The sequence below is a fragment of the Geopseudomonas sagittaria genome, assembly GCF_900115715.1.
Taxonomy (GTDB): domain Bacteria; phylum Pseudomonadota; class Gammaproteobacteria; order Pseudomonadales; family Pseudomonadaceae; genus Geopseudomonas; species Geopseudomonas sagittaria.
Map to the genome: position 1 here is coordinate 161,752 of NZ_FOXM01000008.1, position 23,955 is coordinate 185,706.

Annotated in this window: 20 protein-coding genes; 11 read left to right on the top strand and 9 right to left on the bottom strand. The window is 66.7% G+C overall.

The annotated features are described in order from the left end of the window. Positions 1 to 57: 57 nt before the first annotated feature. From pstB to BM297_RS11875, 4 genes are all read right to left on the bottom strand, one after another. Entirely contained in the window at positions 58 to 891 is an 834-nt protein-coding gene (pstB, locus tag BM297_RS11860; RefSeq protein WP_092431728.1) for a phosphate ABC transporter ATP-binding protein PstB, read from the bottom strand. Positions 892 to 979: 88 nt separating this feature from the next. Beyond that, positions 980 to 2,650 (bottom strand): phosphate ABC transporter permease PstA, encoded by a 1,671-nt coding sequence (pstA, locus tag BM297_RS11865; protein ID WP_092431822.1) that lies wholly within the window; start codon positions 2,648 to 2,650, stop codon positions 980 to 982. Positions 2,651 to 2,677: 27 nt separating this feature from the next. Continuing rightward, positions 2,678 to 4,963: an ABC transporter permease subunit gene (locus BM297_RS11870; protein WP_092431732.1), complete on the bottom strand. Its 2,286-nt coding sequence runs from the start codon at positions 4,961 to 4,963 to the stop codon at positions 2,678 to 2,680. Between the two features lie 138 nt (positions 4,964 to 5,101). Next, positions 5,102 to 6,070: a phosphate ABC transporter substrate-binding protein PstS family protein gene (locus BM297_RS11875; protein ID WP_092431734.1), complete on the bottom strand. Its 969-nt coding sequence runs from the start codon at positions 6,068 to 6,070 to the stop codon at positions 5,102 to 5,104. A 215-nt stretch (positions 6,071 to 6,285) separates the two neighbouring features. Between BM297_RS11875 and BM297_RS11880 the strand changes: the two genes are divergently transcribed. Then, positions 6,286 to 6,687, top strand: coding sequence for an acyl-CoA thioesterase (locus BM297_RS11880; RefSeq protein ID WP_092431736.1), 402 nt, complete (start codon positions 6,286 to 6,288; stop codon positions 6,685 to 6,687). A gap of 118 nt (positions 6,688 to 6,805) precedes the next feature. Here BM297_RS11880 and BM297_RS11885 read toward each other — a convergent pair whose 3' ends face one another. After that, positions 6,806 to 7,903 (bottom strand): TRAP transporter substrate-binding protein, encoded by a 1,098-nt coding sequence (locus tag BM297_RS11885; RefSeq protein WP_092431738.1) that lies wholly within the window; start codon positions 7,901 to 7,903, stop codon positions 6,806 to 6,808. 205 nt (positions 7,904 to 8,108) lie between these two features. Between BM297_RS11885 and BM297_RS11890 the strand changes: the two genes are divergently transcribed. Then, positions 8,109 to 8,654: a TRAP transporter small permease subunit gene (locus tag BM297_RS11890; RefSeq protein WP_092431740.1), complete on the top strand. Its 546-nt coding sequence runs from the start codon at positions 8,109 to 8,111 to the stop codon at positions 8,652 to 8,654. Further along, positions 8,647 to 10,023, top strand: a complete 1,377-nt coding sequence (locus BM297_RS11895) for a TRAP transporter large permease (protein ID WP_092431742.1) — start codon at positions 8,647 to 8,649, stop codon at positions 10,021 to 10,023. Before BM297_RS11890 ends, BM297_RS11895 begins: the two co-directional genes overlap by 8 nt. A gap of 68 nt (positions 10,024 to 10,091) precedes the next feature. On the opposite strand, the gene aguA is transcribed toward BM297_RS11895, so the two are convergent. From aguA to BM297_RS11910, 3 genes are all read right to left on the bottom strand, one after another. After that, on the bottom strand, positions 10,092 to 11,198 hold the full coding sequence (gene aguA, locus BM297_RS11900; protein ID WP_092431743.1) for an agmatine deiminase: 1,107 nt from the start codon (positions 11,196 to 11,198) through the stop codon (positions 10,092 to 10,094). A 135-nt stretch (positions 11,199 to 11,333) separates the two neighbouring features. Continuing rightward, positions 11,334 to 12,215 carry an N-carbamoylputrescine amidase gene (gene aguB / locus BM297_RS11905; RefSeq protein WP_092431745.1) on the bottom strand — a complete coding sequence of 294 codons (882 nt, stop codon included), beginning with the start codon at positions 12,213 to 12,215 and terminating at the stop codon, positions 11,334 to 11,336. A gap of 193 nt (positions 12,216 to 12,408) precedes the next feature. Further along, positions 12,409 to 13,785 carry a glutamine synthetase family protein gene (locus BM297_RS11910; protein ID WP_092431747.1) on the bottom strand — a complete coding sequence of 459 codons (1,377 nt, stop codon included), beginning with the start codon at positions 13,783 to 13,785 and terminating at the stop codon, positions 12,409 to 12,411. Positions 13,786 to 14,051: 266 nt separating this feature from the next. Between BM297_RS11910 and BM297_RS11915 the strand changes: the two genes are divergently transcribed. The 8 genes from BM297_RS11915 (at position 14,052) to BM297_RS11950 (ending at position 23,163) form a co-directional block, all read left to right on the top strand. Next, positions 14,052 to 14,804, top strand: a complete 753-nt coding sequence (locus tag BM297_RS11915; protein WP_092431749.1) for a gamma-glutamyl-gamma-aminobutyrate hydrolase family protein — start codon at positions 14,052 to 14,054, stop codon at positions 14,802 to 14,804. Positions 14,805 to 14,842: 38 nt separating this feature from the next. Next, positions 14,843 to 16,201, top strand: coding sequence for a glutamine synthetase family protein (locus tag BM297_RS11920; protein WP_092431751.1), 1,359 nt, complete (start codon positions 14,843 to 14,845; stop codon positions 16,199 to 16,201). A 39-nt stretch (positions 16,202 to 16,240) separates the two neighbouring features. After that, a complete protein-coding gene (locus BM297_RS11925; RefSeq protein WP_092431753.1) occupies positions 16,241 to 17,599 on the top strand; it encodes an aspartate aminotransferase family protein in 1,359 nt (452 codons plus the stop codon). 169 nt (positions 17,600 to 17,768) lie between these two features. Then, positions 17,769 to 18,866 (top strand): polyamine ABC transporter substrate-binding protein, encoded by a 1,098-nt coding sequence (locus BM297_RS11930; RefSeq protein ID WP_092431755.1) that lies wholly within the window; start codon positions 17,769 to 17,771, stop codon positions 18,864 to 18,866. A 123-nt stretch (positions 18,867 to 18,989) separates the two neighbouring features. Next, positions 18,990 to 20,063: a polyamine ABC transporter substrate-binding protein gene (locus BM297_RS11935; RefSeq protein WP_092431824.1), complete on the top strand. Its 1,074-nt coding sequence runs from the start codon at positions 18,990 to 18,992 to the stop codon at positions 20,061 to 20,063. A gap of 56 nt (positions 20,064 to 20,119) precedes the next feature. Further along, on the top strand, positions 20,120 to 21,268 hold the full coding sequence (locus BM297_RS11940; protein ID WP_092431756.1) for an ABC transporter ATP-binding protein: 1,149 nt from the start codon (positions 20,120 to 20,122) through the stop codon (positions 21,266 to 21,268). Beyond that, a complete protein-coding gene (locus BM297_RS11945; protein WP_092431758.1) occupies positions 21,265 to 22,167 on the top strand; it encodes an ABC transporter permease subunit in 903 nt (300 codons plus the stop codon). Before BM297_RS11940 ends, BM297_RS11945 begins: the two co-directional genes overlap by 4 nt. Before the next feature lie 150 nt (positions 22,168 to 22,317). Further along, on the top strand, positions 22,318 to 23,163 hold the full coding sequence (locus BM297_RS11950) for an ABC transporter permease subunit (RefSeq protein ID WP_092431760.1): 846 nt from the start codon (positions 22,318 to 22,320) through the stop codon (positions 23,161 to 23,163). A 131-nt stretch (positions 23,164 to 23,294) separates the two neighbouring features. Here the strand turns inward: BM297_RS11950 and BM297_RS11955 are convergent, their stop codons facing one another. Continuing rightward, a complete protein-coding gene (locus BM297_RS11955; protein WP_092431763.1) occupies positions 23,295 to 23,927 on the bottom strand; it encodes an SCO family protein in 633 nt (210 codons plus the stop codon). Between the last annotated feature and the right edge of the window lie 28 nt (positions 23,928 to 23,955).

Consider the following 23,955-nt stretch of genomic DNA (forward strand, 5'->3'; position numbering starts at 1 on the left):
AGTACAATCAGTACGGCAAGCGTCGCCGACGCAGCCCGGCGCGATTTGCCATGGCCACTAGCCGTAGCGACCGGTGATGTAGTCCTCGGTCTGCTTCTTCGCCGGGTTGGTGAACAGGGTATCGGTGTCGCCCAGCTCGATCAGCTTGCCCATGTACATGAACGCGGTGTAGTCGGAAACCCGCGCCGCCTGCTGCATGTTGTGGGTGACGATGACGATGGTGTACTTGCTCTTCAGCTCGTGGATCAGCTCCTCGACCTTGAGGGTGGAGATCGGGTCGAGCGCCGAGCAGGGTTCGTCGAGCAGCAGCACTTCCGGCTGCACCGCCACGGTACGGGCGATCACCAGACGCTGCTGCTGGCCGCCGGAGAGGCCCAGCGCCGAGTCGTGCAGGCGGTCCTTGACCTCGTCCCACAGCGCGGCGCTCTTCAGCGCCCACTCGACGGTCTCGTCGAGCACGCGCTTCTGGTTGATGCCCTGCAGGCGCAGACCGTAGACCACGTTCTCGTAGATGCTCTTGGGGAACGGGTTGGGCTTCTGGAACACCATGCCGACGCGGCGGCGCAGCTCGGCGACGTCCACGCCCTTGGCGTAGATGTTGTGGCCGTCGAGGCGGATCTCGCCGTCGACCCGGCAGCCGTCGACCAGGTCGTTCATGCGGTTGAAGGTGCGCAGCAGGGTCGACTTGCCGCAGCCGGACGGGCCGATGAACGCGGTGACGCGGTTCTTCGGGATGTTCAGGCTGACGTCGAACAGCGCCTGCTTGTCGCCGTAGAACAGGTTGAGGCCGGGGACCTCGAGAGCCACCGGCTCGCTGGCCAGGTCGAGGGACTGCTTCTTGCGGCCGAGGGCGCCGATGTCGATGCCGTGGCTGTGGGATTCGTGTTGCATGGGCTTTGCTCCACCGTTAACTCGGGTTCACCCGCAGGAGCGAACACTGCGGGCCGTTGCGCGAGCGTCGCCCGCGCCTGTGTCTGTCTTAGTGATCCAGCGCCTTGTACTTCTCGCGCAGCTGGTTGCGGATGTACACCGCGCTCAGGTTGAGCAGGGCGATCACCAGCACCAGCAGCAGCGCGGTGGCGTACACCAGCGGGCGGGCGGCCTCGACGTTGGGGCTCTGGAAGCCGACGTCGTAGATGTGGAAGCCCAGGTGCATGATCTTCTGGTCGAGGTGCAGGTACGGGTAGTTGCCGTCCACCGGCAGGCTCGGCGCCAGCTTGACCACGCCGACCAGCATCAAGGGTGCCACTTCGCCGGCGGCGCGCGCCACGGCGAGGATCAGGCCGGTCATCATCGCCGGGCTGGCCATCGGCAGCACCACCTTCCACAGCGTCTCGGCCTTGGTCGCACCGAGCGCCAGCGAACCCTCGCGCAGGGCGCGCGGGATGCGCGCCAGACCTTCCTCGGTGGCGACGATCACCACCGGCACGGCGAGGATCGCCAGGGTCAGCGAGGCCCACAGCAGGCCCGGGGTGCCGAAGGTCGGCGCCGGCGCCGCTTCGGGGAAGAACAGCCGGTCGATCGAACCGCCCAGCACGTAGACGAAGAAGCCCAGGCCGAACACGCCGTAGACGATCGACGGCACACCGGCCAGGTTGTTCACCGCGATGCGGATGGTGCGGGTCAGCGGCCCCTGCTTGGCGTATTCACGCAGGTACACCGCGGCCACCACGCCGAACGGGGTGACGATCACCGCCATGATCAGGGTCATCATCACCGTACCGAAGATCGCCGGGAAGATGCCGCCCTCGGTATTGGCCTCGCGCGGCTCGTCGCTGACGAACTCCCACAGCTTGGCGAAGTAGAAGCCGAGCTTGTCGAAGGTGCCCATGGCGTTGGGCTGATAGGCACGCACCACCTTGCCCAGACTCAGCTCCAGCTCGCGGCCGTCGACGGTCTTGACCATGATGCTGTCGCGATTGAACTGCTGCTGCAGGTCGATCAGCTGGCTTTCCAGCACCTTGTACTCGGCGTCCCACTGGGCGCGCTCGGCGTCCAGGTCAGCCTGGGCGACGGCGTCCAGGCGGCCCTCCAGTTCGAGCTTGCGGGTCTGCAGGCGCAGGCGTTCGAGACCGGCGTTGATGCGGCCGATGTCCTTCTTCTCGAGGCGGGCGATCTGTGCGTGCAGCTGGTCGACGCGCTCGATGCGCGCCTGCATCTCGGCCCAGGACGCGTCGCCCTCGGCCACCAGCTTGCCGCTTTCCTTGACGCCGAGCAGGTAGCCGTAGAAGTTACCCCACTCGCGGCGCTCGAGCACCACCAGCTGCTCGGGAGTGCGCGACTCGTGCAGCCACTCGCCGACCACCCAGTTGAAGTCGGCGCCGAACACCTCGCGGTTGCCGACCTTGAGCAGCTCGCGGGTCATGAACTCGCCGCCGGCGGCATCCACCGGCAGGCCACTGGCGGCCAGGCGGGCACGCGGCACTTCCTCGGCCTGCACCAGCTCGCCGGCGATCAGCTTGGCCGCCTGGCCGGGCACGCGGTACTCGGCTTCCAGCACATCGGCCGGCCAGAAGTGGCCGAGGCCGCGCACGGCGATCACCGCCAGCAGACCGAGGGTCATGATCACGGCGATGGATACCCCGCCGCCGGTCATCCACACCCACGGCGTGCCGCTCTTGAACCAGGCCTTGAGGTTTTTCTGTTTCACGTTCACGGACGTCTACCTTCCCGAGTCTTAGAGCGAGGCGTATTTCTTGCGCAGGCTGGTACGAATCAGCTCCGCCAGGGTGTTCATCACGAAGGTGAAGGCCAGCAGCACCAGCGCGGCTAGGAACAGCACGCGGTAGTGGGTACCGCCCACCTCCGACTCCGGCATCTCCACCGCCACGTTGGCGGCCAGGGTGCGCAGGCCTTCGAAGATGTTCATCTCCATGATCGGCGTGTTGCCGGTGGCCATCAGCACGATCATCGTCTCGCCCACCGCGCGGCCCAGGCCGATCATCAGCGCCGAGAAGATGCCCGGGCTGGCGGTGAGGATCACCACGCGGGTCAGGGTCTGCCACGGCGTGGCGCCGAGGGCCAGGGAGCCGAGGGTCAGGCTCTTCGGTACGCTGAACACCGCGTCTTCGGCGATCGAGTAGATGTTGGGGATCACCGCGAAGCCCATCGCCAGGCCGACCACCAGGGCGTTGCGCTGGTCGAAGGGGATGCCCAGGTCGTTGGACAGCCACAGGCGCATGTCGCCGGCGAAGAACCAGTTCTCCAGGTGCCCGCTCATGCCCAGCGACAGCGCGCCGACGGCGAGGATCACCGGGATCAGCAGCGCCGCTTCCCAGCCGTCCGGCACACGCAGGCGGATGCTTTCCGGCAGGCGGCTCCACAGCCAGGCGGCGAGGAGGATGCCCAGCGGGGTCAGCAGCAGCAGGCTGAAGATGCCCGGCAGGTGGCCTTCCACGTAGGGGGCAAGGAACAGGCCGGCGAAGAAGCCGAGGATCACCGTCGGCAGCGCCTCCATCAGCTCGATCACCGGCTTGATCTTGCGGCGCATCGCCGGGGCCATGAAGTAGGCGGTGTAGATGGCCGCGCAGATCGCCAGCGGGGCGGCCAGCAGCATGGCGTAGAAGGCCGCCTTGAGGGTACCGAAGGCCAGCGGCGCGAGGCTCAGCTTGGGCTCGAAGTCGGTGTTGGCCGAGGTCGACTGCCAGACGTACTTGGGTTCGTCGTAGCTCTCGTACCAGACCTTGTTCCACAGCGCGCTCCACGACACTTCCGGATGCGGGTTGTCGACCACGAAGCGCTGCAGCTGGCCGTTGCTCTCCACCAGCACGCGGCTGGCGCGCGGCGACAGGGCGGCGATGGCGCTGCCTTCGGCGACCTGCTCGGTGAGCAGGGTGCGGTGCGCGGTGCTGTGGAACAGGCCGAGGGTGCCGGCGGCGTCCAGGGCGAGGAAGCCCTTGCGGCGCTCCTCGGGAAGGATCTGGGTCACCGCGCTGTCGCCCAGCTGGAAGTCGCGGATGCGGGTCAGCGCGGCGCGACCTTCCGGATTGCGCACCATGAACCACTGGGCGATGCCGCCCTTGGAGTCGCCGACCATCAGCGAGATGCCGCCGAGCAGCGGGGAGGCGGCGGTGATGCTGGTGTCGCCGTCGCGGGCCAGGTTGTAGCGGCCGTTCAGGCTGTTGTTGCGCAGGTCGAACACGTCGGCGGTGGCGCGGCCGTTGAACGCGTACAGCCACTGCTGGCGCGGATCGATGATCAACGCGTGGATCGGGTCGGTGATCTGCGGCAGGCTGATGCGCTGTTCGCTGAGGCTGGTCTCGCCGGTGAACAGGTTCTCCTCGCGCTCGAGGCTGAGCAGGTGCAGCTCGCTGCCGGTGGCGGCGGCCAGCATCAGGGTCGAACCGTTGAGGCTGACGCCGACCTTGTCCAGCGCGCGGCCCTGCGGATCGAGGACCAGGGGCGCCGCGCCGAACGGGTAGGCGATCTCGGCGACGATGGTCTTGACGTCGTTGGGGTAGGACACCTTGTAGTTGTGCTGCAGCACCAGCGCCTGGCCATTGGACAGCCCCAGCACCAGGCGGCGGCTGCCCGGCTGGTCCTCGGCGACCGAGACGATCCGGCTGTCGGCCGGCAGGGCCAGGCGGACATTGTTCAGTTGGGCGCCGTCCTTCAGGCTGAAGAACTGCGCCTGGCCGCTACGGTCCAGGCGCATGGCCACCTGGTTCTGCTCCTCGATGGCCAGCAGCAGCGGCTGCTCCTGCTGCGCCAGCCAGGCCGGCTGCTGCGCCTTGCGCGCCTCCAGTTCGGCGCCGCCGAAGATCGGCATGACCACGCTGGCCAGGTAGAAGAAGATCAGGGTGATCGCGCCGAGTACGGCGAGACCACCGATCGACACGTACCAGTGCGCCAGGCGGTCCTTGAGCGCGCGCAGGCGACGCTTGCGTTGCAGCGCAGGCGTATTGAAATCCAGTCGTTGCGTTTTCGGGGAGGAAGTCATGGTTTCGTTGGCCAAGTCATTCATGCGCACACCCTAGCGGTGATTTATGACACAAAGATTACAGGGTGGTGACGCAGCAGCGCCCGCCACTCGGGGGAGGGGCGGGCGCTGCTCTAGCTCGGGCTTACGCCCGCGGCATCCGTGCCACTGTCAGTCGTCGACTTACAGGCCCAGCTCTTGCAGAGTCTTGGCAGCGATCTTGCTCGGCATCGGGATGTAGCCGTCCTTGACCACGACTTCCTGACCCTGCTTGGACAGCACCAGCTTGATGAACTCGGCGTCCAGCGGGCTCAGCGGCTTGTTCGGCGCCTTGTTCACGTAGACGTAGAAGTAGCGGGCCAGCGGGAACTTGCCGGCCAGGGCGTTGACTTCGTTGGCTTCGAAGGCTTCGCCGCCCTTCTTGGACAGCGGCACGGCGCGCACGCTGGAGGTCTTGTAGCCGATGCCCGAGTAGCCGATGGCGTTCAGGGTGCTGGAGATCGACTGCACCACCGAGGCGGAGCCCGGCTGCTCGTTGACGTTGGCCTTGAAGTCACCCTTGCACAGGGCTTCTTCCTTGAAGTAGCCGTAGGTGCCGGACACCGAGTTGCGGCCGAACAGCTGGATCGGCTTGGCCGCCCACTCGCCGGTCATGCCCAGGTCGCCCCAGGTCTTGATGTCCTTGTCGCCACCGCACAGGCGGGTGTTGGAGAAGATCGCGTCGACCTGGGCGATGTCCAGCGACTTGATCGGGTTGTCCTTGTGCACGAACACGGCCAGGGCGTCGATGGCCACCGGCACGGCGGTCGGCTTGTAGCCGTACTTCTCTTCGAAGGCCTGCAGTTCGTTGTCCTTCATGGCGCGACTCATCGGGCCCATGTTGGCGGTGCCTTCGGTCAGCGCGGGCGGTGCGGTGGAGGAGCCGGCAGCCTGGATCTGGATGTTCACGTTCGGGTAGAACTTCTTGTATTCCTCGGCCCACAGGGTCATCAGGTTGGCCAGGGAGTCGGAACCAACGCTGGACAGGTTGCCCGATACGCCGCTGGCCTTTTCGTAGGTCGGCAGAGCCGGGTCAATGGCGGCAACCGCGCTGGCAGTGGTGACGCCGGCGGCGACGAAGGTCATGGCGGCCATCAAACGCTTCAATTTCATGCCTTACTCCTAACGGATTGGAATAGTTCTGATCGGGGGCCAGTATCGGCAGGCCGCATGAACACTCTATGAATCGATTGTGACAATTGCGTGACGGACATTTCGCCGCAGGCCCCGCTCGGCGGTCGTGTGCATCCGGCACTGTCGGTATACTCTGCACCTTGGCACAATTGCTGCACCGCACAATAACAAACCGCACCCGAGCCCCCTCCCCGATGAACGATTTCGAACAGGACGACCCCATCCCCCAAGGCGACCTCGCCCTGCAGATCATCGCCCTGCCGCGCGAAACCAACGGCTTCGGCGACATCTATGGCGGCTGGCTGGTCGCCCAGATGGACCTCGCCGGCACCGCCATGGCCAGCCGCATCGCCGGCGGCCGGGTCGCCACGGTGGCCATCGACCGCATGGCCTTCCTGGTGCCGGTGGCGGTGGGTGCCCAGCTGTCGTTCTACACCCAGACGGTGGATATCGGCCGCAGCTCGGTGCGCCTGTTGATCGAGGTGTGGAGCGACGACCCGCTGAACAGCGAATGGCGCAAGGTCACCGAGGCGGTGTTCGTGTTCGTCGCCATCGACGGCAGCGGCCGCACGCGTACGCTGCCGTCACGCAGCTGAAGCGCCCGCGTCATCCCACTGTAGTGGGAAACGCCACAAGCGCCACAAGCAACAACGCCAGCCCGAGGGCTGGCGTTGTGCTGTCTGCGTGGGCCAAGTCGCGTGAGCGCGGCGCGACTCAGGCGCGGATGTTGTAGATCAGCTTCTCGTTGTCCTCGGCATAGGCGAGCAGGCGCTTGAAGTAGGCCTTCTGCTGCGCCCACACCTTGGCCGCCGCCGGATCGGCCGCGGCGCTGGCCTCGACCACCTCGGCCGCCACCTCGCGCAGGCGGGCGATCACCGCGTCGGGCAGGCGGCGCACGTCGACACCCTCGGCCTTGAGCTTCTCCATGGCTTCCATGTTGCGCGCGTTGTAGTCGTCGAGCATGTCGCCGTTGACGTCGCGGGCGGCGGCGCGAACGATCGCCTTGAGGTCGGCCGGCAGCTTGTCCCAGGCGCCCTGGTTGACGGTCAGCTCGAAGGTCACGTTGGGCTCCTGCCAGCCCGGGGTGTAGTAGTACTTGGCCGCCTTGTGCAGGCCGAGGGCCAGGTCGTTGTACGGGCCGATCCACTCGGTGGCGTCGATGGCGCCGGTCTGCAGCGCGGTAAAGATCTCGCCGGCCGGCAGGTTGACCACGGTGCCGCCCATCTTGGTCAGCACCTCGCCGCCCAGGCCCGGGGTGCGCATCTTCAGACCCTTGAAGTCGTCGACGCTGTTGATTTCCTTGTTGAACCAGCCGGCGGTCTGCACGCCGGTGGCGCCGCAGGCGAAGGGCACCACGTTGAACGGCTTGTACACCTCTTCCCACAGCTGCATGCCGCCGCCGTAGTGCAGCCAGGTGTTCATTTCCTGGGCGTTGGGGCCGAACGGCAGGGCGCAGAAGAACTGCGCGGCCGGCACCTTGCCCTTCCAGTAGTAGGGTGCGCCGTGGCCCATCTCGGCGGTGCCGCGCGACACCGCGTCGAACACCTCCAGCGCCGGCACCAGTTCGCCGGCGGCGTAGATCTTGACCTGCAGGCGGCCGTTGCTCATTTCGTTGACCAGACGGGCGAAGCGCTCGGCGCCGACGCCCACCCCGGGGAAGTTCTTCGGCCAGGAGGTGACCATCTTCCAGGTAAAGGTTTCGGCGGGAGCGGCCGCCTGGGTTTCCTTGCTTTCGTTCTGCTTCTGGCAACCGGCCAGTGCGGTGGCGGCCAGACCGACACCGGCAGCGGCGAGAATGTCACGACGTTTCATGCAGGACTCCTTGTTGTTTTGCTGGCGCTGCCGGCTGTTGCGGCAAGCCTGGCTCTTGGTTATCACAGTCACGGCTTTTAGCTCAAGCCTAGTCGCAACGGCTAGACTGACAAACGGTAACTACCACTCGTCTGCCGATTGCCGTCCGGCCCATCTGTTGCGAGAATCGCCGGCCTGACCAATTTACAACCACAAGGATCTGCCCATGTCGGATTCACCTCCTGTCTTGCTGAAACTGGCGCGTGGCATCGAGACGCTCAATGCGCGTTTCGGCCAGGCCTGTGCCTGGCTGACCCTGTTCCTCGTCCTCGCCACCGCCGTGGTGGTGGTGCTGCGCTACGGCTTCGGCATCGGCGCCACCGCCCTGCAGGAAGCGGTGATGTACGCCCACGCCCTGGTGTTCATGGGCGCCGCGGCCTGGACCCTGCAGCGTGGCGGCCACGTGCGGGTGGATATCTTCTACCAGAAGTGTTCGCCACGTCGGCAGGCGGTCATCGACCTGTGCGGCCACCTGTTCCTGCTGCTGCCGGTGTGCCTGTTCCTGGCCTGGAACAGCTGGGACTACGTCGCCTCCTCCTGGGCCACCCGCGAGGTCTCCAACGAGGCCGGCGGCCTGGCCTTCGTCTACCTGCAGAAGAGCATCATCCTGGTCCTCTTGGTCAGCCTGATCCTGCAGGCCGTGGCCGACATCATTACCTGTGGCTACCGCCTGGCCGGCCGTCTGCCCTTCGCGGAGGTGCACCATGGCTGAGATGATGGCAATCCTGCTGTTCATCAGCATCTGCGTGGTACTGATGGCGGGCTACCCGGTGGCCTTCACCCTAGGCGGCGTGTCGCTGCTGTTCGCCGGCATCGGCATGCTCACCGGCACCTTCGATGGCGGCTACCTGCACGCCCTGCCCAACCGCCTGTTCGGCATCATGAACAACCAGACCATGCTGGCGGTGCCGCTGTTCGTGTTCATGGGCGTGATGCTGGAGAAGTCGCGGGTCGCCGAGGACCTGCTGGAATCCATGTCGCGGCTGTTCGGCACCCTGCGCGGCGGCCTGGCGATCTCGGTGTGCGTGGTCGGCGCGCTGCTCGCCGCCAGTACCGGTATCGTCGGTGCCACCGTGGTGACCATGGGTCTGCTGGCCCTGCCGACCATGCTGCGCCGCGGCTATGACCCGGCGGTCGCCACCGGCACCCTGGCCGCCACCGGCACCCTGGGGCAGATCATCCCGCCGTCGATCATCCTGGTCCTGCTCGGCGACGTGATGTCCAGCGCCTACCAGCAGGCGCAGCTGAAGATGGGCGTGTTCTCGCCGAAGACCGTCTCGGTGGGCGACCTGTTCGTTGGTGCGCTGATCCCCGGCCTGGTGCTGGTCGGCCTGTACATCCTCTACCTGATCGGCGTCGCCATCCTGCAGCCCAAGAAGCTGCCGGCGCTGTCCAAGGAGGAGCTCGGCCCGATCGAGTGGGGCAAGCTGTTCGGCGCGCTGATTCCGCCGCTGGTGCTGATCGCCGCGGTGCTCGGCTCGATCCTCGCCGGCTACGCCACGCCCACCGAGGCGGCGGCCCTCGGCGCGGTGGGCGCCATGCTGCTGGCGCTGGGCAAGCGCAAGCTGAACTTCACCCAGCTCAAGGAGGTGGCCTTCGGCACCGCCGAGATCAGCGCCATGGTGTTCCTGATCCTGATCGGCGCCTCGCTGTTCTCCCTGGTGTTCCGCGGCTTCGGCGGCGAGGTGCTGATCGAGGACATGTTCGCCCAGCTGCCCGGCGGGGTGCTCGGCGCGTTCTGCGTGGTGATGCTGGTGATCTTCCTGCTTGGCTTCATCCTCGACTTCATCGAGATCACCTTCGTGGTGGTGCCGATCGTCGGCCCGGTGCTGCTGGCCATGGGCCTCGACCCGGTGTGGCTGGGGGTGATGATCGCCCTCAACCTGCAGACCTCGTTCCTCACCCCGCCATTCGGCTTCTCGCTGTTCTACCTGCGCGGCGTCACCCCGCGCTCGATACCGACCAGCGTGATGTACAAGGGCATCGTGCCGTTCATCATCATCCAGATCCTCATGCTGGTGATCGCCTACGTCTGGCCGGGGCTGATCACCTGGCTGCCCGGCGTGGTGTACGGCAACTAAGCGCCGCTCGCTGACGCAACAAGGGCCGGTCCCCCGCAAGGGAGCCGGCCCTTTTCATTGGTGCCGGCTCAGCGTCCCTGCGGCGCCGGCTGCTGCTGGGTGATGCAGTGGATGTTGCCGCCGCCGAGGAGGATCTCCCGCCCCGGCACCATCACCACCTCGTGCGCGGGGAACAGGCGGCGCAGGATGGCCTCGGCTCCGGCATCATGCGGGTCGGCGAAGCTCGGCGCGACGATGCCGCCGTTGACGATCAGGAAGTTGACGTAGGAGCCGGCCAGGCGGATCGACGGATCGCGAGGCTGGCTGCCGGGGACCAGATCGACCCCGGCGCACTCCTCGGCGCTGGCGTACAGCGGCCCGGGGATCGGCATGCGGTGCACGGTCAGCGCGCGGCCTTTGGCGTCGCGAGCCTGCTCGAGCACCGCCAGCGCGGCGCGGCAGCGCGACCAGTTGGGATCGCGCTCGTCGTCGCTCCAGGCCAGCAGCACCTCGCCCGGGCGCACGAAGCAGCAGAAGTTGTCGACGTGGCCGTCGGTCTCGTCGTTGAACAGGCCGTGCGGCAGCCAGATCACCTTGTCCACCGCCAGGTGGGCGTGCAGCACCGCCTCGATCTCGCCGCGGCTCAGCTGCGGATTGCGGTTGGGGTTGAGCAGGCACTCCTCGGTGGTCAGCAGGGTGCCCTCGCCGTCGACATGGATGGCGCCGCCCTCCAGCACGAAGCCCTCGGTGCGGTAGCGCGCGCAGCGCTCGATCTCGAGGATCTTGCCGGCTACCTGGTCGTCGTGGTTCCACGGCGCGTACAGGCCGCCGTCGAAGCCGCCCCAGGCGTTGAAGGTCCAGTCCACTCCGCGCAGCTCGCCGTTGGCGTTGACCACGAAGGTCGGCCCGGTATCGCGCACCCAGGCGTCGTCGCTGCTCATCTCCAGCACGCGGATGTCGCCATGGGCCAGGCGCGCACGGGCGTTGGCGTACTGTGCGGCGCTGACGCACACGGTCACCGGCTCGAAGCGGGCGATGGCTTTCGCCACGGCGACGAAGGCGGCCTGCGCCGGCTTGGCGCCGAGCCGCCAGTTGTCCGGGCGCTCCGGCCAGACCATCCAGGTCTGGCGGTGCGGCTCCCATTCGGCCGGCATGCGGAAACCGTCGGCCCGCGGGGTGGTGTTGAGGGTGGTCATGGCGGATACCTGATGCAGGAGATGAGAACCCCCTCTCCCGCTGGCGGGCGAGGGTCGGGGAGAGGGTGGCCAGCCGAGATACCCGCTCCTCCAGCCCCTCGACCATGAATGGGCGAGGGGAGCATTGCCGCGCGGTCACTCGGACCTGTGTGCGCCATCCAGGGTGGCCAGCGGCCCGTACAGATTCGGCCGGCGGTCGCGGAACACCCCCCAGGCGCTGCGCTGGTGCTCCAGCTGGTCGAGGTCGAAGCTGTGCACCAGGACGCCCTCCTCGTGCTCGCCCAGCTCGGCGAGCTTGGCGCCGAACGGGTCGGCGATGAACGAGGAGCCGTAGAAGGTGATGTGGTAGTCGTCCTGATCCTCGCGGCCGATGCGGTTGCTGGCGATCAGCGGCATCAGGTTGGCGCCGGCATGGCCCTGCTGCACGCGCTGCCAGTGCGCGCGGGAGGTGATGGTCGGGTCGTGCGGCTCGCTGCCGATGGCGGTCGGGTAGAACAGCAGTTCGGCACCCAGCAGGGCCATGGCCCGCGCCGACTCCGGGAACCACTGGTCCCAGCAGATGCCGACGCCGATCCTCGCGTAGCGGGTGTTCCACACCTTGAAGCCGGTGTCGCCGGGGTTGAAGTAGTACTTCTCGTGGTAGCCGGGGCCATCGGGAATGTGGCTCTTGCGGTAGACGCCGAGCAGGCTGCCGTCGGCGTCGATGATCGCCACGCTGTTGAAGCGCGCGCGCCCGGCCCGCTCGAAGAAGCTGATCGGCAGCACCACCGCCAGCTCGCGGGCGACCTTGCGAAAGTGCGCGATGGCCTCGTTGGTTTCCAGTGGGTTGGCCAGCTGCAGGTAGTCCGGATTGGGCTTCTGGCAGAAGTACGGGGTTTCGAACAGCTCCTGCAGCAGGATGATCTGCGCCCCCTGCGCGGCCGCCTGGCGCACCAGCTTCTCGGCGTTGGCGATGTTGGCGGCGCGCTCCCAGGAACAGGCCATCTGGGTGGCGGCGACGGTGACGATGCGGGACATGGCGACCTCGTGACGAGACAGGACAGGTGCCTTCAAGCTGGCAGAGGATGGCGGCAGGGTCAAATGGCAGGGGCGATCGCCGGGCACGCGCTCTTGTGGGAGGCGCGCCCTCACGGCGATGCGGGCCGCAGGCCCGCCATGAACATTCGGGCATCACCCCAAAGCCGGACCGCCCAAGGTATTGCTCCAGCCTTCACACCGTATGCAGATACCAGTTGTACTCGAGGTCCGAGATCGAGTGCTCGAACTCCTCCAGCTCGTGCTCCTTGCAGGCGACGAAGATGTCGATGTAGTCGGGATTGATGTAGCGGGCGAGGATCTCGCTGTCGTCCAGCGCGCGCAGGGCGTCGCGCAGGTTGTTGGGCAGGCTCTGCTCGACCTGCTCGTAGGAGTTGCCCTCGATCGGCTCGCCCGGCTCGATCAGGTGGGTCAGGCCGTGGTGCACGCCGGCCAGCAGGGAGGCCATCAGCAGGTAGGGGTTGGCGTCGGCGCCGGCGACGCGCTGCTCGATGCGCAGCGCGTCCGGGTTGCCGGTCGGCACGCGCAGGGCCACGGTGCGGTTGTCCAGGCCCCAGGACGGTGCGTTGGGCACGTAGAACTGCGAGCCGAAGCGGCGGTACGAGTTGACGTTGGGACAGAGGAACGCCATCGACGCCGGCAAGGACTGCAGCACCCCGCCGATGGCGTGGCGCAGGGCGTCGTTCTGCAGCGGATCCTCGGCGGCGAAGATGTTGCGGCCGTCCTTGTCGAGCAGCGAGATGTGCACGTGCAGACCGTTGCCGGCCTGGCCCGGATAGGGCTTGGCCATGAAGGTGGTGTCCATCTCGTGGTCGTAGGCGGTGTTCTTGATCAGGCGCTTGAGCAGCACGGCGTAGTCGCAGGCCTTGAGCGGGTCGGCGATGTGGTTGAGGTTGACCTCGAACTGCGCCGGGGCGCTTTCCTTGACGATGGCATCGGCCGGGATGCCCTGGGTGTGGGCACCGTCGAGGATGTCGCGCAGGCAGTCGGCGTACTCGTCGAGATCGTCGATGGAGTAGACCTGCACCGCCTGCGGACGCTTGCCGGAGATCGGCGAGCGCGGCGGCTGCGGGCGGCCATTCACGTTCTCCTGGTCGATCAGGTAGAACTCCAGCTCGAAGGCGGCGCACACGGTCAGGCCCATGGCGGTGAAACGCTGCACCACCTGGCGCAGCACTTCGCGCGGATCGGCGAAGAACGGCTTGCCTTCCATCTCGTGCATGGTCATCAGCAGCTGGCCGGTGGGCCGGCGCTGCCAGGGCTCCAGGCACAGGGTACCGGGAATCGGGAAGCACACGCGGTCGGCATCGCCGATGTCCAGGCCGAGGCCAGAGCTTTCCACGGTCGTGCCCTGGATATCCAGGGCGAACAGCGACGCCGGAAGGTTGATGCCCTTCTCGTAGACCTTGAGCAGATTGCTGCGGTCGATGCGCTTGCCACGCACCACGCCGTTCATGTCCGCAATAAGGAGGTCGAAGAACTGGACCTCGGGATGTTCCGCAAGGAACTCGTTCGCTTCGTCGAGCAGAACGGCACTCGTAGCGGCCAACATGATGGGACACCTTATCTTTGTTAAAAATTTCAAGCACGTGCCGGTATGGTTTTGAGTCAATCCCAAAGGCCATGGGTTGTCAATAGGCCCAAATGTTGCACGTTGTTTGGGCACAGCGACCGATTTCGGGGCGGCAAAAGCTTGCCCAACGGCCGCTCCCGGCAGCCATTGATCGCCCGTGTTCAGGCAAACCGGCAACGGTTGTCGAAAAAATCGAACAAGGCTAATCTCGAGCCAGACCCTCAACCGACGACCACCGGTGCCCCATGTCCCGCCAGCCCCTGATCGGCGTCAGCGCCTGCAGCAAACAGATCGGACTGCACCCCTTCCACATTGCCGGCGACAAGTACCTGCGCGCCGTGGCCGTCGCCGCCGGCGGCCTGCCGCTGGTGATCCCGGCCATGCCCGGACTGATCGACATCCCCGGCCTGCTCGAGCACGTCGACGGTCTGCTGCTCACCGGCTCGCCGTCCAACGTCGAGCCACACCACTATCAGGGCCCGGGCAGCGCGCCGGACACCCATCACGATCCGGCGCGCGACGGCCTGACCCTGCCGCTGATCCGCGCGGCGGTGGACGCCGGCGTGCCGCTGCTGGGCATCTGCCGCGGCTTCCAGGAAATCAACGTGGCCTTCGGCGGCAGCCTGCACCAGCGCGTGCACGAGGCCGGGCCGTTCATGGACCACCGCGAGGACCACGAAGCGCCGCTGGAGGTGCAGTACGGCCTGCGTCACCCGCTGCACGTGCAGCCCGGCGGTCTGCTCGAGCGGCTTGGCCTGGCGCCGCAGTTCGAGGTCAACTCGGTGCACGGCCAGGGCGTCGAGCGCCTGGCGCCCGGCCTGCGCGTCGAGGGCGTGGCGCCGGACGGCCTGGTCGAGGCGTTTTCCGTCGCGCGCGCGCGCACCTTCGCCCTCGGCGTGCAGTTCCACCCGGAGTGGCGGGTAACCGAGCATCCGGCCTATCTGGCGATCTTCCGCGCCTTCGGCGACGCCTGCCGCGAGCGCGCAGCGCAGCGCTGAGCCATGCTGTAACGGACTACGGACAATTCGAGGTCGTTATGGCCACCAAGCTGGACCGCCTGAGCAGCTGGCTGCAGGAACGCAAGATCATCGAGGTGGAGTGCCTGGTCACCGATCTCAACGGCATCGCCCGCGGCAAGATCGCGCCGACCAGCAAGTTCCTCGCCGAGCGCGGCATGCGCCTGCCGGAGAGCGTGCTGCTGCAGAGCGTGACCGGCGACTACGTGGAAGACGAGACCTACTACGAGCTGCTCGACCCGGCCGACATCGACATGTTCTGCCGCCCGGACGAGCACGCGGTGTTCCTGGTGCCCTGGGCCGCCGAGCCGACCGCCATGGTCATCCACGACAGCTACGACAAGGTCGGCAACCCCACCGACCTGTCGCCGCGCAACGTGCTCAAGCACGTGCTCAAACTGTACGCCGAGCGCGGCTGGCAGCCGATCGTCGCGCCGGAGATGGAGTTCTACCTGACCCAGCGTTGCGACGACCCCGACTATCCGCTGCAGCCGCCGGTCGGCCGCTCCGGGCGCCAGGAGACCGGCCGGCAGTCGTTCTCCATCGACGCCGCCAACGAGTTCGACCCGCTGTTCGAGGACATGTACGCCTGGTGCGAGGCGCAGGGCCTGGATCTGGACACCCTGATCCACGAGGAAGGTACCGCGCAGATGGAGATCAACTTCCGTCACGGCGATGCCCTGCAGCTGGCCGACCAGATCTTCGTGTTCAAGCGCACCCTGCGCGAGGCGGCGTTCAAGCACGGTGTCACCGCCACCTTCATGGCCAAGCCGATGACCGGCGAGCCGGGCAGCGCCATGCACCTGCACCAGAGCGTGGTCGACCGCCAGACCGGGCGCAACGTGTTCTCCAGCGAGGACGGCAGCATGAGCGAGCTGTTCCTCAACCACATCGCCGGCCTGCAGAAGCTGATTCCCGAGGCGCTGCCGCTGTTCGCCCCCAACGTCAACTCGTTCCGCCGCTTCCTGCCCGACACCTCGGCGCCGGTCAACGTCGAGTGGGGCGAGGAGAACCGCACCGTCGGCCTGCGTGTGCCGGACGCCAACCCGCAGAACCGCCGGGTGGAGAACCGCCTGCCGGGCGCCGATGCCAACCCCTACCTGGCCATCGCCGCCAGCCTGCTGTGCGGCTACGTCGGCATGGTCGAGGGCCTGCACCCGACCCCGCCGGTCAAGGGCCGCGCCTACCAGCGGCGCAACCTGCGCCTGCCGCTCAACCTCGAGGCGGCGCTGGAGGCCATGGAACAGTCGCAGACCCTCGAGCGCTACCTGGGCCGGCGCTTCTGCCGCGGCTACGTGGCGGTCAAGCGGGTCGAGAACGAGAACTTCAAACGGGTGATCAGCTCCTGGGAGCGGGAATTCCTGCTGCTCTCGGTATGAGTCTTCAGCCCTTGCACCTTTGATCAGGGGGAACCGCGCATGACCCAGCAACGCAGCACCGCCGAGTGGCAGGCCCTCGGCCGCGAGCACCTGCTCGCCCCGTTCAGCGACTACAAACAGCTCGGCGCCAAGGGCGCGCGCATCGTCACCAAGGCCTCCGGCGTCTACCTGTGGGACAGCGAGGGGCACAAGATCCTCGACGGCATGGCCGGCCTGTGGTGCGTCAACGTCGGCTACGGCCGCCGCGAACTGGCCGACGCCGCGCACCGGCAGATGCTCGAGCTGCCCTACTACAACCTGTTCTTCCAGACCGCCCACCCGCCGGCCATCGAGCTGGCCGCGGCGATCGCCGAGATCGCCCCGCCGGGCATGCAGCACGTGTTCTTCACCGGCTCCGGCTCGGAGGCCAACGACACCGTGCTGCGCCTGGTGCGCCACTACTGGGCGATCAAGGGGATGCCGTCGAAGAAGGTGATCATCGGCCGGATCAACGGCTACCACGGCTCCACGGTGGCCGGCGCCAGCCTCGGCGGCATGGCGGCGATGCACGCGCAGGGCGACCTGCCGATCCCCGGCATCGAGCACATCGCCCAGCCGTACTGGTACGGCGAGAGCGGCGCCATGGACCCGCACGCCTTCGGCGAGTGGGCCGCCAACGAGCTGGAGAAGAAGATCCTCGAGGTCGGCGAGGACAACGTCGCCGCCTTCATCGCCGAGCCGATCCAGGGCGCCGGCGGGGTGATCATTCCGCCGGACAGCTACTGGCCGCGGGTACGGCAGATCCTCGCCAAGTACGCCATCCTGTTCGTCGCCGACGAGGTGATCTGCGGTTTCGGCCGCACCGGCGAGTGGTTCGGCAGCCAGTACTACGGCCTGGAGCCGGACCTGATGCCGATCGCCAAGGGCCTGACCAGCGGCTATATCCCGATGGGCGGGGTGATCGTCCGCGACCACGTGGCGCAGACCCTGGCCGAGGGCGGCGAGTTCTACCACGGCTACACATATTCCGGGCACCCGGTGGCGGCCGCCGTGGCGCTGGAGAACATCCGCATCCTGCGCGAGGAGAAGATCGTCGAGCGGGTCAAGCAGGAAACGGCACCCTATTTGCAGAAACGCTGGCAGGAGCTGAGCGATCACCCGCTGGTCGGCGAGGCCCGCGGCCTGGGCATGCTCGGTGCGCTGGAGCTGGTCAGGGACAAGAAGACCCGTGCCCGCTTCGAGGGCGGCATCGGCATGCGCTGCCGCGAGCACTGCTTCCGCAACGGCCTGATCATGCGCGCGGTGGGCGACACCATGATCGTCTCGCCGCCGCTGGTGATCACGCCGGAGCAGATCGACGAGCTGGTCAGCCTGGCGCGCAAGTGCCTGGATGCCACCGCCGCCGAGCTGCGCGGCTGAGCGGCACGGGGAACCGGTCGCAACCTGGCCGCTGATTTGCAACGGGCAGTTGAGCGCCACGGCAGTCCTTGCCAGACTCTGCCACCGTGCGTTGGTCAGACTCACCGGGGGTGCGGATGCCGACGGCGCGCCACAGGAAACCATTAGGAACAACAGGAAGCACAACCCGATGAAAGCATTCGCCAAGACCCTCCTCGCGGCCAGCCTGGCCGTCACCGTGGCCGGTGCGGCCCAGGCCGACGACAAGGTGCTGCACGTCTACAACTGGTCCGACTACATCGCGCCGACCACCCTGGAGAAGTTCGAGAAGCAGAGCGGCATCAAGGTGGTCTACGACGTCTACGACAGCAACGAGACCCTCGAGGCCAAGCTGCTGGCCGGCCAGTCGGGCTACGACATCGTGGTGCCGTCGAACAACTTCCTCGCCAAGCAGATCAAGGCCAAGGTCTACCAGCCGCTGGACAAGGCCAAGCTGTCCAACTGGGACAACCTCAACAAGGACCTGCTGAAGACCCTGGAAGTCAGCGACCCGGGCAACCAGTACGCCATCCCCTACATGTGGGGCTCGATCGGCATCGGCTTCAACCCGGAGAAGGTCAAGGCCGCCCTCGGCGACAACGCCCCGGTGGACTCCTGGGACCTGCTGTTCAAGCCGGAGAACATCGAGAAGCTGAAGAGCTGCGGGGTGAGCTTCCTCGACTCGCCGACCGAGATCCTGCCGATCGCCCTGCACTACCTGGGCTATCCGACCGACAGCCAGGATCCCAAGCAGCTCAAGGAAGCCGAGGCGCTGTTCCTGAAGATCCGCCCGTCGGTGACCTACTTCCACTCCTCCAAGTACATCTCCGACCTGGCCAACGGCAACATCTGCGTGGCGGTCGGCTACTCGGGTGACGTCTACCAGGCCAAGTCGCGTGCCGAGGAAGCCGGTGGCGCCGTGAAGGTTTCCTACAACATTCCCAAGGAAGGCGCGGGCACCTTCTTCGACATGGTGGCCATCCCCGCCGACGCCAAGAACCCGGCCGGCGCCCACGCCTTCATCAACTTCCTGATGCAGCCGGAGATCATGGCCGAGATCACCGACGAGGTGCAGTTCCCCAACGCCAACGCCGCGGCGACCCCGCTGGTGGCCGAGGAGATCCGCAACGACCCGGGCATCTACCCGAGCGCCGAGACCATGAAGAAGCTGTACACCACCGTCGACCTGCCGGCCAAGGTGCAGCGCGACATGACCCGCAGCTGGACCAAGATCAAGTCCGGCCAGTAAGCCACCAGGGACCGCGGCAGTGCCTGCCGCGGACTGCCGGGTACGCTTGATCAGGTGCCGGCGGCAAGCGCCGCCGGCCGCTCCGAGGAGGACTCACCCGTGCAGACCCCATCCCCCACCGCCCTGCTGCTCGGCGCGGCCACCGCGCTGGTGCTCAGCGCCCCGCTGCAGGCGGCGCCGCGCGTGCACATCTACAACTGGTCGGACTACATCGGCGAAACCACCCTCGCCGACTTCCAGGCACAGACCGGCATCGTCGCCCAGTACGACGTGTTCGACGCCAACGAGACCCTCGAGGGCAAGCTGCTCGCCGGGCGCAGCGGCTACGACGTGGTGGTGCCGTCCAACCACTTCCTCGGCCGGCAGATCCAGGCCGGCGCGTTCCGGAAGCTCGACCGCAGCCAGTTGCCCAACTGGGACAACCTCGACCCGCAGCTGATGCGGCAGCTCGAGCGCAACGACCCCGGCAACCAGTACGCCGTGCCCTACCTGTGGGGCACCAACGGCATCGGCTACAACGTCGACAAGGTCAAGGCGGTGCTCGGCATCGAGCGCATCGACTCCTGGGCCGTGCTGTTCGAGCCGCAGAACATCGAGAAGCTGTCCGCCTGCGGGGTGGCCTTCCTCGACTCGGCCGACGAGATGATCCCGGCCATGCTCAACTACCTGGGCCTCGACCCCAACAGCCAGAATCCCGACGACTACGCCAAAGCCGAGGAGAAGCTGCGGGCGATCCGCCCCCACGTGACCTACTTCCACTCCTCCAAGTACATCGCCGACCTGGCCAATGGCGACATCTGCGTGGCCGCCGGCTTCTCCGGCGACGTGCTGCAGGCCGCCGACCGTGCCGAGGAGGCCGGCAACGGCGTGCAGATCGCCTACAGCATCCCCCGCGAGGGCGCCAACCTGTGGTTCGACATGCTGGCCATTCCGGCCGACGCGAAGAACGTGGACGAGGCGCACCGCTTCATCAATTACCTGCTGGAGCCGGCGGTGATCGCCGCGGTCAGCGAGCATGTCGGCTATGCCAACCCCAACCTCAAGGCCGGCCCGCTGATGGATGCCGAGGTGCGCGGCAACTCTGCCGTCTATCCACCGCAAGAAGTGCTGGATCGGCTCTTTGTTTCTGCGCAATTGCCGGCTAATGTGCAGCGCCTCATGACCCGTAGCTGGACGCGCATCAAGTCCGGCCAATGACCCCCACTTACCCGACCCGGCCAGACTGCCGGGTTCGCCAGCTCTGGGAGTATTAGATGGCGACAGCCCCCACTGCCCAAAAGAAAGCCGTGACCAGCGCGCAATCCAGGGAAATCCTCGTCAAGATCGACCGGGTGACCAAGAAGTTCGACGAGATGGTGGCGGTCGACGATGTCTCGCTGACCATCCACAAGGGCGAGATCTTCGCCCTGCTCGGCGGCTCCGGCTGCGGCAAGTCGACCCTGCTGCGCATGCTCGCCGGCTTCGAACGCCCCAGCGAGGGGCGCATCTACCTGGACGGCCAGGACATCACCGACCTGCCGCCCTACGAGCGGCCGATCAACATGATGTTCCAGTCCTACGCGCTGTTCCCGCACATGAGCGTGGAGCAGAACATCGCCTTCGGTCTCAAGCAGGACGGCCTGCCCAAGGCCGAGATCGAGGAACGCGTGGCGGAGATGCTCAAGCTGGTGCAGATGAGCCAGTACGCCCGGCGCAAGCCGCACCAGCTGTCCGGCGGCCAGCGCCAGCGCGTGGCCCTGGCCCGTTCGCTGGCCAAGCGGCCCAAGCTGCTGCTGCTCGACGAGCCGATGGGGGCGCTGGACAAGAAGCTGCGCTCGCAGATGCAGCTGGAACTGGTGGAGATCATCGAGCGGGTCGGCGTGACCTGCATGATGGTCACCCACGACCAGGAAGAGGCGATGACCATGGCCGGGCGCATCGCCATCATGCACCAGGGCTGGATCGCTCAGGTCGGCACGCCGATGGACATCTACGAGACCCCGGCCAGCCGCCTGGTCTGCGAGTTCATCGGCAGCGTCAACCTGTTCGAGGGCGAACTGGTGGAAGACGACCCCGACCACGCGATGATCGCCTGCCCGCAACTGGAGCGGCCGATCTACATCGGCCACGGCATCTCCACCCGCGCCGAAGAGAAGCACGTGACCTACGCTCTGCGCCCGGAAAAGCTGCTGCTGAGCATGGAGCCGCCCGAGCTGGAGCATGCCGACTACAACTGGTCGACCGGCAAGGTGCAGGACATCGCCTACCTCGGCGGTCACTCGGTGTACCACGTTGCACTGCCCTCAGGCCTGGTGGTGCAGGCGTTCATGACCAACGCCGAGCGCCATGTGCAGCGCCCGACCTGGGATGACCCGGTGTACGTGTCGTGGATCGACGACAGCGGCGTGGTGCTGCAGTCATGAGCCCGTTCAAGCGCCTACTGCCCTCCGGTCGCCAAGTGGTCATCGGCGTGCCGTTCTTCTGGCTGCTGCTGTTCTTCCTGCTGCCGTTCGCCATCGTGCTGAAGATCAGCTTCGCCGAAGTCGAAGTGGCCATCCCGCCGTACACCGAGATCGTCAGCTGGGCCGACAACCAGCTCAGCGTGCTGCTCAACCTCGGCAACTACGTGTTCCTCAGCGAGGACGAGCTGTACCTGGCGGCCTACCTCGGCTCGCTGAAGATCGCCACCATCAGCACCCTGCTGTGCCTGCTGATCGGCTACCCGATGGCCTACGCGATCAGCCGCGCCAGCCGGGAAATGCAGACGGTGTGGCTGCTGCTGATCATGATGCCGACCTGGACCGCGATCCTCATCCGCGTCTACGCCTGGATGGGCATCCTCAGCAACAACGGCCTGCTCAATGCCCTGCTGCAGGGCATCGGCCTGATCGACACGCCGCTGCAGGTCCTCAACACCAACCTCGCGGTGTACATCGGCATCGTCTACGCCTACCTGCCGTTCATGGTCCTGCCGCTGTACGCCAACCTGGTCAAGCACGACCCCAGCCTGCTGGAAGCCGCCGCCGACCTCGGCGCGCGCCACATCAGCAGCTTCTGGAAGATCACCGTGCCGCTGTCGAAGAACGGCATCGTCGCCGGCTGCATGCTGGTGTTCATCCCGGTGGTCGGCGAGTTCGTCATCCCCGAGCTGCTCGGCGGCCCGGAAACCCTGATGATCGGCAAGGTGCTGTGGCAGGAGTTCTTCAACAACCGCGACTGGCCGGTGGCCGCCGCGCTGGCGGTGGTGATGCTGGCGATCCTGCTGGTACCGATCATCCTGTTCAACAGGAACCAGGCCAAGGAACTGGAGGGCAAGGTATGAGCATGAATGTTTGGCTGGTACCGGCATCTTCCCTGTTCAACAGCAACCAGGCCAAGGAACTGGAGGGCAAGGTATGAGCGTGAGTGTTTGGCTGATGCCGGCATCTTCCCTGTTCAAGCGCAACCCGGCGCAAGAGCGGGAGGGCAAGGCATGAAGCGCTTCAGTTTCTCCGGCGTCATGCTGGTCGCCGGCATGCTGTTCATCTACCTGCCGATGCTGATCCTGGTGATCTACTCGTTCAACGCCTCGCGCCTGGTGACGGTTTGGGGCGGCTGGTCGCTGCACTGGTATGCCGGCCTGCTCGACAACCGCCAGCTGATGAGCGCAGTGGGCCGCTCGCTGGAGATCGCCTGCTACACGGCGATCGCCGCCACCGCGCTGGGCACCCTGGCCGCCTTCGTGCTCACCCGCATCCCGCGCTTTCGCGGCCGCACCCTGTTCGGCGGCATGGTCACCGCGCCGCTGGTGATGCCCGAGGTGATCACCGGTCTGTCGCTGCTGCTGCTGTTCGTCGCCATGGCCCAGCTGATCGGCTGGCCGGCCGAACGCGGCCTGCTGACCATCTGGATCGCCCACACCACCTTCTGTACCGCCTACGTGGCGATCGTGGTGTCGGCGCGCCTGCGCGAGCTGGACCTGTCGATCGAGGAGGCGGCCATGGATCTGGGCGCGCGGCCGTGGAAGGTGTTCCTGCTCATCACCATCCCGATGATCGCGCCGTCGCTGGCGGCCGGGGCGATGATGTCGTTCGCCCTGTCGCTGGACGACCTGGTGCTGGCCAGCTTCGTTTCCGGCCCCGGCGCCACCACCCTGCCGATGGAGATCTTCTCCGCCGTGCGCCTGGGGGTGAAGCCGGAGATCAACGCGGTGGCCAGCCTGATCCTGCTGGTGGTGTCGCTGTTCACCTTCCTCGCCTGGTACTTCACCCGCCGCGCCGAGGAGCACCGCAAGCGCGCCATCATCCAGGCCATGGAGGAGACGGTGAAGGGCAGCTGACGCCGGCTTTGCCATCCGTAACGACAAGGGCCACCCCGCGGGGTGGCCCTTGTCGTTTCTGCGCCCGGTAGGAGCGAATTCATTCGCGCCAGGGGCGATCCCAGCACAGATAAATCTGCTCCCACACAAGATCACTCCTGCTTGAGCACCTGCGGCAGCTGCGCCGCCAGCTTGGTCGGATTCAGCGGCGCGCGGATGAAGCCGCGCTGGCGGCCGTCCGGGCCGATCAGCGCCAGGTTGCCGCTGTGATCGACGGTGTAGTGCTGCTTGCTGGTGTCGCCGGGAATGAACGGGATGCTCACCGCGTTGGCCAGCTGCTGGATCTGCGCCAGCTCGCCGGTCAGGCCGGTGAAGCCGGCCTTGTAGTAGCCGAGGTACTGCCTGAGCTGCTCGGGGGTGTCGCGGTTGGGATCGATGCTGACCATGGTTACCGTGTAGCGCTCGAGCACCTCGGGCGGCAGCTGGGCCTTGAGCTGGCGCAGCTCGGCCAGGGTGGTCGGGCAGATGTCCGGGCAGAAGGTGTAGCCGAAGAACAGCAGGGTCCAGCGCCCCTTGAGCTGGTCGACGGCCTGTGGCTGGCCGTTCTCATCAGTCAGGCTCAACGCCGGCAGGGCACGGCTCTGCGGCAGCAGGATGATGCCGGCGTCGGCCAGCGCCGTCGGGTCGGTCTGCTGCGGCGCGTTGAGCACCTTGCTGACGGTCAGGCCGAGCACCAGGGCGATGACGGCGGCGAGGATGAGGACGGTCTTGTGGATGCGGGTCATGGGCTCGGGTTCATGTGCGGAGGGGGGC

Coding starts and splice junctions, on each gene's coding strand:
- pstB (WP_092431728.1), bottom strand. CDS start 891: ATGCAACACGAATCCCACAGCCACGGCATCGACATCGGCGCCCTCGGC.
- BM297_RS11870 (WP_092431732.1), bottom strand. CDS start 4,963: ATGAATGACTTGGCCAACGAAACCATGACTTCCTCCCCGAAAACGCAA.
- BM297_RS11875 (WP_092431734.1), bottom strand. CDS start 6,070: ATGAAATTGAAGCGTTTGATGGCCGCCATGACCTTCGTCGCCGCCGGC.
- BM297_RS11880 (WP_092431736.1), top strand. CDS start 6,286: ATGAACGATTTCGAACAGGACGACCCCATCCCCCAAGGCGACCTCGCC.
- BM297_RS11885 (WP_092431738.1), bottom strand. CDS start 7,903: ATGAAACGTCGTGACATTCTCGCCGCTGCCGGTGTCGGTCTGGCCGCC.
- BM297_RS11890 (WP_092431740.1), top strand. CDS start 8,109: ATGTCGGATTCACCTCCTGTCTTGCTGAAACTGGCGCGTGGCATCGAG.
- BM297_RS11895 (WP_092431742.1), top strand. CDS start 8,647: ATGGCTGAGATGATGGCAATCCTGCTGTTCATCAGCATCTGCGTGGTA.
- aguA (WP_092431743.1), bottom strand. CDS start 11,198: ATGACCACCCTCAACACCACCCCGCGGGCCGACGGTTTCCGCATGCCG.
- aguB (WP_092431745.1), bottom strand. CDS start 12,215: ATGTCCCGCATCGTCACCGTCGCCGCCACCCAGATGGCCTGTTCCTGG.
- BM297_RS11910 (WP_092431747.1), bottom strand. CDS start 13,785: ATGTTGGCCGCTACGAGTGCCGTTCTGCTCGACGAAGCGAACGAGTTC.
- BM297_RS11915 (WP_092431749.1), top strand. CDS start 14,052: ATGTCCCGCCAGCCCCTGATCGGCGTCAGCGCCTGCAGCAAACAGATC.
- BM297_RS11920 (WP_092431751.1), top strand. CDS start 14,843: ATGGCCACCAAGCTGGACCGCCTGAGCAGCTGGCTGCAGGAACGCAAG.
- BM297_RS11925 (WP_092431753.1), top strand. CDS start 16,241: ATGACCCAGCAACGCAGCACCGCCGAGTGGCAGGCCCTCGGCCGCGAG.
- BM297_RS11930 (WP_092431755.1), top strand. CDS start 17,769: ATGAAAGCATTCGCCAAGACCCTCCTCGCGGCCAGCCTGGCCGTCACC.
- BM297_RS11940 (WP_092431756.1), top strand. CDS start 20,120: ATGGCGACAGCCCCCACTGCCCAAAAGAAAGCCGTGACCAGCGCGCAA.
- BM297_RS11945 (WP_092431758.1), top strand. CDS start 21,265: ATGAGCCCGTTCAAGCGCCTACTGCCCTCCGGTCGCCAAGTGGTCATC.
- BM297_RS11950 (WP_092431760.1), top strand. CDS start 22,318: ATGAAGCGCTTCAGTTTCTCCGGCGTCATGCTGGTCGCCGGCATGCTG.
- BM297_RS11955 (WP_092431763.1), bottom strand. CDS start 23,927: ATGACCCGCATCCACAAGACCGTCCTCATCCTCGCCGCCGTCATCGCC.